We start from the raw sequence: 13,657 nt of genomic DNA on the forward strand, positions 1-13,657 counted from the left end.
TCCAACGGCGGCTGTGGTGTCGCGGGGTTTGCGGGGTCCACCCGGGAAGCCGCTGGTTCGGAACAGGGCTCAGTGCCCGCAGAGCGAGCTTCTTCGGCCCCTCCCGCTCGTAGCTCTCTGTCGCTGCCGAGCGACGGGCCAGGCGGGTCCATCTGGGCCTGGATCATGCGGAGTCGGTTCTCACGCATGCCGTCCAGGGCGAGCCGGGAGTTTTTGGGTGGTCAGCGAGGGGGAGTGCCCCTCGGCGCGCCCCGCCGGCCGGTGGGGCGAGAGGCTGATGAAAGTGACCCGGGCATGTGCGGGGAACGACTGGTTTGTACCAGGTGGTGAACGGGACGCAACGCTCTGTCCCGCGCATCCCGGCGGACAGCATTTGTTTTGACCGGAGTCCGTGAGGTAGGTACGCTCAGACCTTGTGCCTGGGGTGTGCCTGGGCTCGTGTGCGTGTCCTCAACCGCACGGCGAGCCCGTCAGTGGCCACCGTGATCTGTGCCCCTTCTGCCCTCGGGCGGGAGTCCGCAGCATTCGACACACCCGACCGCGTGGGTCGGTGACGTTCCAGGTTAGTTTCACGAACGGCACACAGAAACCGGAGAAGTAGTGCCTACGATCCAGCAGCTGGTCCGGAAGGGCCGGCAGGACAAGGTCGAGAAGAACAAGACGCCCGCGCTTGAGGGTTCGCCCCAGCGCCGCGGCGTCTGCACGCGTGTGTTCACGACCACCCCGAAGAAGCCGAACTCGGCCCTCCGTAAGGTCGCGCGTGTGCGTCTGACCTCCGGTATCGAGGTCACGGCCTACATCCCGGGTGAGGGACACAACCTGCAGGAGCACTCCATCGTGCTCGTGCGTGGTGGCCGTGTGAAGGACCTGCCGGGTGTTCGTTACAAGATCATCCGCGGCTCCCTTGACACCCAGGGTGTCAAGAACCGCAAGCAGGCCCGCAGCCGCTACGGCGCCAAGAAGGAGAAGTAAGAATGCCTCGTAAGGGCCCCGCCCCGAAGCGCCCGGTCATCATCGACCCGGTCTACGGTTCTCCTCTTGTCACCTCGCTGATCAACAAGATCCTGCTCAACGGCAAGCGTTCCACCGCCGAGCGGATCGTGTACGGCGCCATGGAAGGCCTCCGCGAGAAGACCGGCAACGACCCGGTCATCACGCTGAAGCGCGCGCTTGAGAACGTCAAGCCCTCGCTCGAGGTCAAGTCCCGCCGTGTCGGTGGCGCCACCTACCAGGTGCCGATCGAGGTCAAGCCCGGTCGCGCCGCCACCCTCGCGCTGCGCTGGGTCGTGGGTTACTCCCGCGCCCGCCGCGAGAAGACCATGACCGAGCGCCTCATGAACGAGCTGCTCGACGCCTCCAACGGTCTTGGCGCTGCCGTCAAGAAGCGCGAGGACACCCACAAGATGGCCGAGTCCAACAAGGCCTTCGCGCACTACCGCTGGTAGTCGCTACCCACATCGAGACCGAGAGAAGATTGAGCCTTATGGCCACCACTTCGCTTGACCTGGCCAAGGTCCGCAACATCGGGATCATGGCCCACATCGACGCGGGCAAGACGACCACCACCGAGCGGATCCTCTTCTACACCGGCGTTTCGTACAAGATCGGTGAAGTCCACGACGGCGCTGCCACGATGGACTGGATGGAGCAGGAGCAGGAGCGCGGCATCACGATCACGTCGGCCGCGACGACCTGCCACTGGCCGCTCAATGATGTTGACCACACCATCAACATCATCGACACCCCGGGTCACGTCGACTTCACCGTCGAGGTGGAGCGTTCGCTCCGCGTCCTCGACGGCGCCGTCACCGTGTTCGACGGTGTCGCCGGCGTCGAGCCGCAGTCCGAGACCGTCTGGCGTCAGGCGGACCGCTACGGCGTGCCGCGTATCTGCTTCGTCAACAAGCTCGACCGCACCGGTGCCGACTTCTTCCGCTGCGTCCAGATGATCACGGACCGCCTCGGCGCGACCCCGATCGTCATGCAGCTCCCGATCGGTGCCGAGGCCGACTTCACGGGCGTCGTCGACCTCGTGACGATGAAGGCGTTCGTCTACCCGGTGGAAGCCACCAAGGGCGAGGCGTACGACATCGTCGACATCCCCGCGAACCTCGTGGAGAAGGCCGACGAGTACCGGGCCAAGCTCCTCGAAGCCGCCGCGGACAACGACGACGAGCTCATGGAGCTCTACCTGGAGGGCGAAGAGCCTTCCGTGGAGCAGCTCTACGCGGGCATCCGTCGCATCACCATCAACTCGGGCAAGGGCGGCGCGAAGACCGTCACCCCCGTGTTCTGCGGCACCGCGTTCAAGAACAAGGGCGTTCAGCCCCTGCTCGACGCCGTCGTGCGCTACCTCCCCTCCCCCCTGGACGTCGAGGCCATCGAGGGCCACAGCGTCAAGGACCCGGAGGAGGTCGTCAAGCGCAAGCCGTCCGAGGACGAGCCGCTCGCGGCCCTCGCGTTCAAGATCATGAGCGACCCGCACCTCGGCAAGCTCACCTTCGTCCGGGTCTACTCGGGCCGCCTGGAGTCCGGCACCTCGGTGCTGAACTCCGTCAAGGGCAAGAAGGAGCGCATCGGCAAGATCTACCGCATGCACGCGAACAAGCGTGAGGAGATCGAGTCGGTGGGCGCCGGCGACATCATCGCCGTCATGGGCCTGAAGCAGACCACCACCGGTGAGACGCTGTGCGACGAGAAGAACCCGGTGATCCTGGAGTCCATGGACTTCCCGGCGCCGGTCATCCAGGTCGCCATCGAGCCCAAGTCCAAGGGTGACCAGGAGAAGCTGGGTGTCGCCATCCAGCGCCTCTCCGAGGAGGACCCGTCCTTCCAGGTGCACTCCGACGAGGAGACCGGCCAGACCATCATCGGTGGTATGGGCGAGCTGCACCTCGAGGTGCTCGTCGACCGCATGAAGCGCGAATTCCGCGTCGAGGCCAACGTCGGCAAGCCCCAGGTCGCGTACCGCGAGACGATCCGCAAGGCCGTCGAGCGCATCGACTACACCCACAAGAAGCAGACCGGTGGTACCGGTCAGTTCGCCAAGGTGCAGATCGCGATCGAGCCCATCGAGGGCGGCGAGGCCTCGTACGAGTTCGTCAACAAGGTCACCGGTGGCCGCATCCCCCGTGAGTACATCCCCTCGGTGGACGCGGGTGCTCAGGAAGCCATGCAGTTCGGCATCCTGGCCGGTTACGAGATGGTCGGCGTCCGCGTCATCCTTCTCGACGGTGGCTACCACGAGGTCGACTCCTCCGAGCTGGCGTTCAAGATCGCCGGTTCGCAGGCGTTCAAGGAGGGTGCCCGCAAGGCGTCCCCCGTGCTCCTCGAGCCGATGATGGCCATCGAGGTGACCACGCCCGAGGACTACATGGGCGATGTCATCGGTGACATCAACTCCCGCCGTGGCCAGATCCAGGCCATGGAGGAGCGCAGCGGCGCTCGCGTCGTGAAGGGCCTCGTGCCCCTCTCGGAGATGTTCGGCTACGTCGGAGACCTCCGCAGCAAGACCTCGGGTCGCGCAAGCTACTCGATGCAGTTCGACTCCTACGCCGAGGTTCCGCGGAACGTCGCCGAGGAGATCATCGCGAAGGCCAAGGGCGAGTAACTCTCCCGAGCTCACGCTTTAGGCTTGTCACCGGAGCCTGATGGGGCATTCGTCGCAGAGCGCAAGCAATGCGGTGAATGCCCCTGGCCCCGGCATCCCAGCAAAGATCACCTGGCGCCGATGAAGCAAGGCGTACAGAACCACTCCACAGGAGGACCCAGTGGCGAAGGCGAAGTTCGAGCGGACTAAGCCGCACGTCAACATCGGCACCATCGGTCACATTGACCACGGTAAGACGACCCTCACGGCCGCCATTACCAAGGTGCTGCACGACGCGTACCCGGACCTGAACGAGGCCTCGGCCTTCGACCAGATCGACAAGGCTCCCGAGGAGCGCCAGCGCGGTATCACGATCTCGATCGCGCACGTCGAGTACCAGACGGAGTCGCGTCACTACGCGCACGTCGACTGCCCGGGTCACGCGGACTACATCAAGAACATGATCACGGGTGCCGCGCAGATGGACGGTGCCATCCTCGTGGTCGCCGCCACCGACGGCCCGATGCCGCAGACCAAGGAGCACGTGCTCCTGGCCCGCCAGGTCGGCGTTCCGTACATCGTCGTCGCCCTGAACAAGGCCGACATGGTGGACGACGAGGAGATCCTGGAGCTCGTCGAGCTCGAGGTCCGTGAGCTCCTCTCCGAGTACGAGTTCCCGGGCGACGACCTGCCGGTCGTCAAGGTCTCGGCGCTCAAGGCTCTTGAGGGCGACAAGGAGTGGGGCCAGACCGTCCTCGACCTGATGAAGGCCGTCGACGAGTCGATCCCGCAGCCCGAGCGCGACGTCGACAAGCCGTTCCTGATGCCGATCGAGGACGTCTTCACGATCACCGGTCGTGGCACCGTCGTCACCGGTCGTATCGAGCGTGGTGTCCTGAAGGTCAACGAGACCGTCGACATCGTCGGTATCAAGCAGGAGAAGACCACCACCACGGTCACCGGCATCGAGATGTTCCGCAAGCTGCTCGACGAGGGCCAGGCCGGTGAGAACGTCGGTCTGCTTCTCCGTGGCATCAAGCGCGAGGACGTCGAGCGCGGCCAGGTCATCATCAAGCCCGGTTCGGTCACGCCGCACACCGAGTTCGAGGCCCAGGCCTACATCCTGTCGAAGGACGAGGGTGGCCGTCACACCCCGTTCTTCAACAACTACCGCCCGCAGTTCTACTTCCGTACCACGGACGTGACGGGCGTTGTGACCCTTCCCGAGGGCACCGAGATGGTCATGCCGGGCGACAACACCGTCATGAACGTCGTGCTGATCCAGCCGGTCGCCATGGAAGAGGGCCTGAAGTTCGCCATCCGTGAGGGTGGCCGGACCGTGGGCGCCGGCCAGGTCACCAAGATCGTCAAGTAATTACTTGACTGTCTGACCTGGTTGCTCCGCACAGAGCACCAAGAAGGGCCCCGGCCCGCCGCGCAAGCGGTGGACCGGGGCCCTTCGCCATGTCCCGGTGCGGCGTCACGGGCGCCAGAACCAGGGGCGGGCATCCGGCCCCAGCCCCACCACCGCCGGGCGCCGCATGCCCTCCGCGTACAGTGCGGGACCGTCGAGCGCCACTGGTCCCCGGGTGCGTACGGACAGCCGCGCGCCGGTACGGAGCTGGATCCGGCCCTTCTCGGTGCGGCCCAGCAGCACCTGCCCGAACGGCGAACCGGCCACGGTCACCGGCCCGTACCCGTCGAAGTCGGTGCGTTCCTCCGCCGCCCCCGCGCGGACGACCGTCAGTGCGGCCCGCGCCGCCGCCCGGTACAGCAGCTCCACGGACCCGTCCGCGACGACCTGCGCGGCCGGCCCGTCGCCCGGCACCGGCACCCCGCCGATCTGCGGATGGGCGGTCAGTCCGGCTCCGGGTGTCTCCTGCGTCCAGTGGTGCACCGTGTGATGCCCGGCAGCGAACACATGGACCAGGCCCTCTCCGTCCACCACGGCGCTCAGTTCGTCCTGGACCTCGCCGCCGCCCGTGTCCCTCCAGTCGCTCCATCGCCCGGACCGTTCCCGCACCCGCGTGCTGAGGCCCTTCTCCGCGTTCCGTACGAAGAGATGGACCCGCCCGTCGGGCGCTGTCACCGCCACCGGGGCGCCGATCCTGCGGCTGCGGTCCTGGTCCCGCTCCGGGTTGCCCAGCCCCCGCCAGGCGCGGAAGGCGCCTGCCGGGGAGCTCTGTTCGAGGAGCACGATCTCCCGCTCGTCGGCCGCCCCGTGCCCGCCGAGCGCCGCGAAGCGCAGCCCGAACAGCAGCTGCCTGCCGTCCGCCGTCGTCGCCCCGCCGAGCACCGGGGCCAGCGGTCCGCCGCCGAGATCGTCGGGATCGCCCCAGACCCCGCTGCCGGGTGCGCTCTCGCGCCACCGCACCGCCCGCAGTCCGAGGACTCCGTACGCGGTGAGCCGCCCGTCCGTTCCGGCGGCGAGGGTGGGGCGGGGGCCCGGGTAGCGGTAATGGGTGGAGCGGACCCAGCCCTTGCGGTTGGTCAGCGGCCTGTTGCCGCCCACGTTGTAGTCCCCGCAGCCCGCCACGTTCCCGCACCGCCAGTCGGCGTCACCCCCGTACGGGACGAGATGCGCCGCCTTCTCCTTCAGCACGCGGTACGGCAGGTTCTTCGGCCAGTGCCGGTTGTAGTAGCCGCGGTACGCCGTGGTGACGAACCGCGGCACGGGCCCACCGTCCCCGGTGGCGCGGGCCACCCACCGGATCAGCGCCGCCCAGGTGAACGAGGCGGTCGCGGTGTGGTCGGGGTGGTCGGAGTAGCCGGGCTGCTCGCTGTCCCGGCGGCGGACGGCCTCGGTGCTGTGCTGGATGTCCGGGTCCGGATCCATGGTGTGGACGAGGGTCGGCCGGTAGCGGTCGAGGAGCCCGACGAGGACGTCGATCATCCCGTCGTACGTGTACGAGCCCGTCCGCTTCAGCGGCGAGCCCTCGGCGACGACGGTGGGCAGACCGAGTTCCCGGTCGTGCCAGAGGCTGGGCAGCCCCAGTCGGCCGCGGCCGGTGTGCATCGCCGTGTTGAGGAAGATCAGCTCGACTCGACGTCCGCCGTGCGCCAGGGTGTTGATCTCGGCCCGGCGCCCGCCCGCCAGCGCGGTGACGGACTTCTGCCAGGCGGTGAACATCGGCAGCCCGAGCTGGATCGCGTACGACTGGCGCAGCCCCTGGTGCCGGGCGGAGGAGTACGCCGCCTTGTCGGCGGCGGGCCGCGGCGCGCCGGGAATCCGGTTGATGCCGATGGCCTCACCGGCGGTGAGGTACACACAGACCACCGGGGTCCCGGCGTCCAAAGCCTGCTGGGTGTCCGGGTTCATGAAGTACAGGTCGTCGTCCGGGTGGGCGAGGATCTGCATCAGCAGGGACTGCCGGGCGTCGCCGATCACCATTCCGGGCGCCGGATCGGCCATGGGGTCACTGCGCCGGGGGGCCGGTACGGAACAGGCGCCGACGCCCATCAGGACGGCTGCTGCGGCGGCTGCCACGACGCTGCGCCGCCGCACCGCGGCACGGCCCGGTTCCAGGCCGAATCGATCCTTCACGCCCCGTGCTCCGTCCGCTCACTCCGTCGAAGCAGCCGGTCAGTGCCGCTTCCCGCGGCAGGTTAGACGGGGATCGGAGCGGTCGCGTTGCTTGTCGCGGCTCCACGCCGGACCGGCGCACCATCCGGCGTCGGCGCGTTCCAGCAGGCCGCGCAGGACGGCGGTGCCGATCCCGTGGCCCTGGAGCGCGGCGCGACTCGCTGAGGGCCGGTCGGCCGGTCGGGTCAGTGCAGGGTGGGCACGGCCCCGCCATCGACGCGCGTGAGCGTGACCCCGGTGAGTCCCCGCAGTCGGCGCTCCGCGACCTCGTCGACCAGTGTGCGGTCCGGAGGGACCGGACCGAGACCGATCGCGTAGCGGACCGGGTTCGTGCCGAAGGGACGGGGCCAGGCGTGGCACTCGGGGGCCATGTGCGACAGGTCGCCGATCAGGGCGCGCATCCGGCCGCACACTCGGCCCTCGTCCGGTTCCGGTGGTACGGCCACGACCGCCCAGGCCGCGTGGCGGCGGTGCAGCGGCGGCGGTGACAGCAGCCCGGGGGAGCCCGTCTCCAGCAGCTCCCAGGCGCGGAACAGCTCCTGGGTGAGCAGGTCGCGCATGCCCGGCGTGACCTGGTCGGTGCAGGGGCGTACGGGCTCCGACGGAGTCGTGATCGTGACCGGCCGTTCCGGTACCTGCGGTCCCGCCGTGCCCACCGGCACGCGCCAGTCCCAGGCCGCCCAGGTCGCGAAGAAGTGCCGCAGCAGCGCGTCGGGCGACAGGTCATCCGCCCCGCGGACCGTACGGACCGCCAGGACGGACCACGCCAGTCCGGGCAGTCCGCCGAAGGGCGCCGAGTCCAGGCCGCGTGCCTTCGCCCAGGCCTTGACCTCCCGGGCCAGTCGCGCGAAAGCCTCCTGCCGGTCGCCCGCCAGGGCGAGCACCGCCTCCGCGTCGCTCACCGCGCTGAGCGCGACCGCCGCCGGCTCGCCCAACTCCGCTCGGTGCTCCACCGCATCGGCCGGGTCCATCGGACCGGTGGGGACCACGACCAGGTCCACGCGCAGGCCGTCGACGTCCGTCCGCAGACCGGGGACCCGCGCTCCGGTCACCTCCCGGACGTCCGCTGCCTCCGGCAGCGCCGTCGCCAACCGGGCTCGTACAACGGTCAGTTCGGCATCGCCCGGCAGCGCCGCCACCAGATCCAGATCTGCTCCGGGCAGGGCGCAGCCCATGCGCCGGGAGCCGACGACATGGACGACCCCGTCGGCCAGTGCCTCGCGGACCCGGCGTACGACGCCGGTGGCGTCCGCGACCGGGTGGGCGCCACCCGAGGCCGGGCCGGGGTTCCCGTGGCCGGGCGCGGGGGGCTCGTCCGGCGACGGTGCGTCCGGTACCCAGCGCACCTCGCCCGTTCCCAGCGCCACCGTCGCCCGTACCCGCATCGGCTCGTCGCCGCGGCGCGACAGAAGCGCCAGCTCCCCGACCCGGACCGGCATCGGATCGAGCCGCCAACCGCACTCGGTGGCCAGGGCGTGCGGGTCCGTGGTCCGGCCCAGGCTGAGGTGCGGGGTGAAGCCTCCGTGGTGGCCGCGGCAGGCGGGGAACCGCCGCACCAGCTCCTCCCACAGGCCGGCCCAGGGCTCCTCGCCCGCGGCCGCCGGGTCCAGCCACACCGTGGCCCCCTCGCGGTGCCCGAACCAGTGCACACCTGCCAGCCGCGCATGGAAGGGCGCACACGCAGCGGCTGCGGCGGCGAGCAAAGGGGCCGCCTGCTCGAAGGCGTACTCGGGGACGAAGCCGAAGAGCAGATTGACGTGCGGTGGCCAGCGGCGGATCTGCGGGTCGTGGTCCCGCCGGATCGCCTGCAGCGGCGGCCAGAGCTCCTGCGGCGGGATCCATGCCAGTGCCGTACGGGCCGTGGGCGGTACGTCCAGGACCTCGGCGCTCTCCGTGACCACAGGGGCCAGTTCGGCCAGCACGCCGTAGTGGTCGGAGATGTACAGGCCCTCGGCCGTGGGGACATCGCCGCGGAGTTCGGCGCGCCGCACCCGCAGTCCGTCCGCGCGCAGCAGCACCCGGTCCAGCCGGGACGCCCGCCCGCTCAGCGAGGAGACCGCGGCCAGCGGATTGACGCGCGGGTCGAACGTCGGCGTCGCGTCGTCCGGGCCGTGGGCCTCGCTCCACGCGTCGCGCATCCCGAGCACCGTGCCCGGCGCCTCGGTGCCATCGTTGAAGTCGCCCATGAGGACGAGGTCGCCGTCGAGGGTTGCCAGACCCTCGGCGATCCGGTCCAGTTCGGCGTCCCGCCGCTCTGCGCCGTTCTCCGAGTGGTTGCTGCTCAGATGGGTCGCGGCGACCGTGACCGGCCCGGCACCGGTCTCCACGACGAGGGCGACCACCGCCTTGTGCGGCCCGAGCGCGTGGTGTCCGGCCTCCCGCACGGGCAGTCTGCTCAGCAGCAGCACACCGCACTCGTCGACGTCCCGCGAGGCCGGCTCCGTTCCCAGGGTGTACGTCTCACGCACCCACGGCTCCTGGAGCAGCAGCGTGAGCAGCGAGGGTTCCACCTCCTGGAGCGCGACGACGTCGGCGTCGGCCTCGCGCAGTGCGGTCATCAGCAGCGGTCTGCGCACGGCGGTGCCGATGCGGTCGGCGTCGTAGCGGTCCCACAGGGCATTCCAGGTCAGCACGCGCAGCCGTCCCGCGGGCCCGGCAGCCCGGGGCGTCCGCGCGGGGACCCAGTCGGCACCGTCCCAGGCGTACGGCGTGCGGGCCGTGAAGAACGGCGCCCGCAGCCGGCGTGCCTCCCGCACCCTCCCGGCGTCCGTGTCGTCGATCCGGTCGACGCCCGTGGCCCGGTTCCATACGACCTCGCCGTCGGCCTCGAAGAACAGCACCCGGTGCCAGGGGATCTCGCCGCCCGGCACGAACGCGGGCAGCGGGATGCGCTCGGGCGGGGCGCCGCGCTGGTTGATCCCGACCACGAAACGGGCGGGGTCGAAGCGCGCGTCCCAGCACACCCGGTGGTAGATCTCTTCGCTGGTGCGCACGGCTACGCCTCCTCCTCGATGGTCCCACTCGCCCCGATGTACCAGGTGCGGTGCGCCTGGCCCGGGTAAGGCGGGCCGAAGCGGTGCAGCTGGGCGGCGAGGACGCGGGGCGGCACCGGGTGCTCGCGTGCGGCGTTGCGCTGGGTCAGCTCTTCAGCGCAGGAGGACGGGGGAGCGGCGTTCCAGCGGATATTCCTCCTGCGCCTCTTCCGGCGTCCGGACGCCGCGTCGCAGGGCGTTGGGTGAGGCACGGTTTGACACGCAACACCCGCGGGGTAATCTCTTCGGCCGGATTGGCCAGGCTCCCGCCACGTATGGCACACTGACCAGGTTGCTCGGTTGAGTGTCAATGCTGCGCGCCTCCCGCCGGGAGGACCGGAAGCGAGTCCCACAGTACTCGTCGGCCCCATGTGGGCCGGACGTACGGGAATCTTTCGGGAAGCGTAAGTGGGGCGCCGACCAGGCACCCGGTGGGTGTTCCACCCCCGACGCTCTTGATTGAGCACAGCGCGGTCCACGGCCCGCACCCCCTTGGTTGGGAAATCCTTCGGGAGATCTGCGTAGAGGGGATGCGACACGCCCGACCGCGTGGGTCGGAGGAGGAGTCACGAGAACCCCCGGGTTCCAGAGCGTTACGAGAGACAGGACTACTAGTAGCCATGGCGGGACAGAAGATCCGCATCCGGCTCAAGGCCTACGACCACGAGGTCATCGACTCCTCGGCGAAGAAGATCGTCGAGACGGTGACCCGCACTGGTGCGTCGGTCGCGGGCCCGGTGCCGCTGCCCACTGAGAAGAACGTGTACTGCGTCATCAAGTCGCCGCACAAGTACAAGGACTCGCGCGAGCACTTCGAGATGCGCACGCACAAGCGCCTCATCGACATCCTCGACCCCACGCCGAAGACGGTTGACTCGCTGATGCGTCTCGACCTGCCGGCCGGCGTCGACATCGAGATCAAGCTCTGAGGTGACGCGCGAGATGGCTAAGAACATTAAGGGCGTCCTGGGCGAGAAGCTCGGCATGACCCAGGTCTGGGACGAGAACAACCGGGTCGTCCCGGTGACCGTCGTCAAGGCCGGGCCCTGCGTCGTCACCCAGGTCCGCACCAACGACAACGACGGTTACGAGTCGGTCCAGATCGCCTTCGGCGAGATCGACCCGCGCAAGGTGAACAAGCCCCTCAAGGGCCACTTCGCCAAGGCCGACGTCACCCCGCGCCGCCACCTGGTGGAGCTCCGCACCCCTGACGCCAGCGAGTACACGCTGGGCCAGGAGGTCACTGCCGCAGTGTTCGAGTCCGGCGTCAAGGTTGACGTCACGGGCAAGAGCAAGGGCAAGGGCTTCGCCGGTGTGATGAAGCGTCACAACTTCAAGGGTGGTAAGGCGTCCCACGGTGCCCACCGTGTGCACCGTATGCCCGGCTCCATCGGTGGCTGCGCCACCCCCGGCCGTGTCTTCAAGGGCATGCGCATGGCGGGTCGCATGGGCAACGAGCGTGTCACCACCCAGAACCTGACCATCCACGCGGTTGACGCGGAGAAGGGTCTGCTCCTCATCAAGGGCGCAGTCCCCGGTCCGAACGGCGGCCTCGTCCTGGTCCGTACCGCGGCCAAGGGGGCTTGAGGTAATGAGCACCATTGACATCCTTTCGCCGGCAGGCGTCAAGGCCGGTACCGTCGAGCTCCCCGCGGAGATCTTCGACGCGAAGACCAGCGTTCCGCTGATCCACCAGGTCGTTGTCGCTCAGCTGGCTGCTGCCCGTCAGGGCACGCACAAGACCAAGCGTCGCGGCGAAGTCCGTGGTGGTGGCCGCAAGCCGTACCGCCAGAAGGGCACCGGCCGCGCCCGCCAGGGTTCGACCCGCGCACCGCAGTTCGTCGGCGGTGGCGTCGTCCACGGTCCGCAGCCGCGTGACTACTCGCAGCGCACCCCGAAGAAGATGAAGGCCGCCGCCCTGCGCGGTGCCCTCTCCGACCGGGCACGCCACTCCCGTATCCACGTCGTCACCGGCGTGGTCGACGGTGCAGTCTCCACGAAGGCCGCGAAGACGCTGCTCGGCAAGATCTCGGAGCGCAAGAACCTGCTCCTGGTCGTCGACCGCGCCGACGAGGCCGCGTGGCTGTCCGCCCGCAACCTGCCCCAGGTGCACATCCTGGAGCCGGGCCAGCTCAACACGTACGACGTGATCGTCTCTGACGACGTGGTCTTCACCCAGGCCGCTTTCGAGTCCTTCGTGTCTGGCCCCAAGGCCGATGAGACCGAAGGGAGCGACGCCTGATGAGCGAGGCGACCGTAACCAGCAAGACCTTCACGGACCCGCGCGACGTTCTCGTCAAGCCGGTCGTTTCCGAGAAGAGCTACGCGCTGCTCGACGAGAACAAGTACACGTTCATCGTCGCGCCCGGCTCCAACAAGACCCAGATCAAGCAGGCCGTGGAAGCGGTCTTCTCGGTCAAGGTCACCGGGGTCAACACGATCAACCGGCAGGGTAAGCGCAAGCGCACCAAGACCGGTTTCGGCAAGCGCGCTGACACCAAGCGCGCCATCGTGACCCTCGCCGAGGGCGACCGTATCGACATCTTCGGCGGCCCGACCTCCTGACGGAGGTCGAGTCGTCCGGAATCGGACGAGGACTGAGAAATGGGTATCCGCAAGTACAAGCCGACGACCCCGGGCCGTCGTGGCTCCAGCGTCGCCGACTTTGTCGAGATCACGCGGTCCACGCCGGAGAAGTCGCTGGTCCGCCCCCTGCACAGCAAGGGCGGCCGTAACAACGCCGGTCGTGTGACCGTTCGCCACCAGGGCGGTGGCCACAAGCGCGCCTACCGAGTGATCGACTTCCGTCGTCACGACAAGGACGGCGTGCCGGCCAAGGTCGCGCACATCGAGTACGACCCCAACCGCACCGCGCGCATCGCGCTCCTGCACTACGCGGACGGCGAGAAGCGCTACATCATCGCGCCGCGTGGACTGACGCAGGGCGACCGGGTCGAGAACGGCCCGACGGCCGACATCAAGCCCGGTAACAACCTGGCGCTGCGCAACATCCCGGTCGGTACGACCATCCACGCCATCGAGCTGCGGCCCGGCGGCGGCGCGAAGTTCGCCCGTTCCGCGGGTGCCTCCGTGCAGCTGCTGGCGAAGGAGGGCACCATGGCCCACCTTCGTATGCCGTCGGGTGAGATCCGCCTGGTCGACGCCCGCTGCCGCGCCACGATCGGCGAGGTCGGCAACGCCGAGCAGTCGAACATCAACTGGGGCAAGGCCGGCCGCATGCGCTGGAAGGGCGTTCGCCCGACCGTCCGCGGTGTCGCGATGAACCCGGTTGACCACCCGCACGGTGGTGGTGAGGGCAAGACCTCCGGTGGTCGCCACCCGGTCTCGCCGTGGGGTCAGAAGGAGGGTCGTACTCGCTCGCCGAAGAAGGCATCGAGCAAGTACATCGTCCGCCGCCGCAAGACGAACAAGAAGCGCTAGGAGCGGGTTTAG

12 protein-coding genes are annotated in these 13,657 nt (G+C 69.1%); 9 read left to right on the forward strand and 3 right to left on the reverse strand.

The window, feature by feature from the left end; translation table 11 throughout:
• The first annotated feature begins 600 nt into the window (after nucleotides 1-600).
• From rpsL to tuf, 4 genes are all read left to right on the forward strand, one after another.
• A complete protein-coding gene (gene rpsL / locus AB0N06_RS04460; protein ID WP_003948652.1) occupies nucleotides 601-972 on the forward strand; it encodes a 30S ribosomal protein S12 in 372 nt (123 codons plus the stop codon).
• A gap of 2 nt (nucleotides 973-974) precedes the next feature.
• The gene (rpsG, locus tag AB0N06_RS04465) at nucleotides 975-1,445 is read left to right on the forward strand and encodes a 30S ribosomal protein S7 (protein ID WP_030977935.1); all 471 of its coding nucleotides are present in this window, start codon (nucleotides 975-977) and stop codon (nucleotides 1,443-1,445) included.
• 38 nt (nucleotides 1,446-1,483) lie between these two features.
• Nucleotides 1,484-3,610, forward strand: coding sequence for an elongation factor G (gene fusA / locus AB0N06_RS04470; protein WP_366133244.1), 2,127 nt, complete (start codon nucleotides 1,484-1,486; stop codon nucleotides 3,608-3,610).
• 160 nt (nucleotides 3,611-3,770) lie between these two features.
• Nucleotides 3,771-4,964 carry an elongation factor Tu gene (tuf, locus tag AB0N06_RS04475; RefSeq protein WP_266358734.1) on the forward strand — a complete coding sequence of 398 codons (1,194 nt, stop codon included), beginning with the start codon at nucleotides 3,771-3,773 and terminating at the stop codon, nucleotides 4,962-4,964.
• 105 nt (nucleotides 4,965-5,069) lie between these two features.
• On the opposite strand, the gene AB0N06_RS04480 is transcribed toward tuf, so the two are convergent.
• The 3 genes from AB0N06_RS04480 to AB0N06_RS04490 form a co-directional block, all read right to left on the reverse strand.
• Nucleotides 5,070-7,049, reverse strand: coding sequence for a PIG-L family deacetylase (locus tag AB0N06_RS04480; RefSeq protein ID WP_366133326.1), 1,980 nt, complete (start codon nucleotides 7,047-7,049; stop codon nucleotides 5,070-5,072).
• 308 nt (nucleotides 7,050-7,357) lie between these two features.
• A complete protein-coding gene (locus AB0N06_RS04485; RefSeq protein ID WP_366133245.1) occupies nucleotides 7,358-10,165 on the reverse strand; it encodes a poly(A) polymerase in 2,808 nt (935 codons plus the stop codon).
• Nucleotides 10,166-10,167: 2 nt separating this feature from the next.
• Nucleotides 10,168-10,416, reverse strand: a complete 249-nt coding sequence (locus tag AB0N06_RS04490; RefSeq protein ID WP_366133332.1) for a hypothetical protein — start codon at nucleotides 10,414-10,416, stop codon at nucleotides 10,168-10,170.
• Between the two features lie 408 nt (nucleotides 10,417-10,824).
• Between AB0N06_RS04490 and rpsJ the strand changes: the two genes are divergently transcribed.
• From rpsJ to rplB, 5 genes are read left to right on the forward strand one after another with little or no spacing between them, the layout of a single operon-like run.
• Nucleotides 10,825-11,133: a 30S ribosomal protein S10 gene (gene rpsJ, locus AB0N06_RS04495; RefSeq protein ID WP_003948644.1), complete on the forward strand. Its 309-nt coding sequence runs from the start codon at nucleotides 10,825-10,827 to the stop codon at nucleotides 11,131-11,133.
• 13 nt (nucleotides 11,134-11,146) lie between these two features.
• On the forward strand, nucleotides 11,147-11,791 hold the full coding sequence (rplC, locus tag AB0N06_RS04500; RefSeq protein WP_366133246.1) for a 50S ribosomal protein L3: 645 nt from the start codon (nucleotides 11,147-11,149) through the stop codon (nucleotides 11,789-11,791).
• 4 nt (nucleotides 11,792-11,795) lie between these two features.
• Entirely contained in the window at nucleotides 11,796-12,446 is a 651-nt protein-coding gene (gene rplD / locus AB0N06_RS04505; RefSeq protein WP_366133247.1) for a 50S ribosomal protein L4, read from the forward strand.
• The gene (rplW, locus tag AB0N06_RS04510) at nucleotides 12,446-12,769 is read left to right on the forward strand and encodes a 50S ribosomal protein L23 (protein ID WP_037688005.1); all 324 of its coding nucleotides are present in this window, start codon (nucleotides 12,446-12,448) and stop codon (nucleotides 12,767-12,769) included. Before rplD ends, rplW begins: the two co-directional genes overlap by 1 nt.
• Before the next feature lie 39 nt (nucleotides 12,770-12,808).
• Entirely contained in the window at nucleotides 12,809-13,645 is an 837-nt protein-coding gene (gene rplB, locus AB0N06_RS04515; protein WP_266982598.1) for a 50S ribosomal protein L2, read from the forward strand.
• Nucleotides 13,646-13,657 lie beyond the last annotated feature (12 nt).

Origin of the sequence: Streptomyces sp. NPDC051020, from assembly GCF_040683105.1 — a bacterium.
GTDB lineage: Bacteria > Actinomycetota > Actinomycetes > Streptomycetales > Streptomycetaceae > Streptomyces.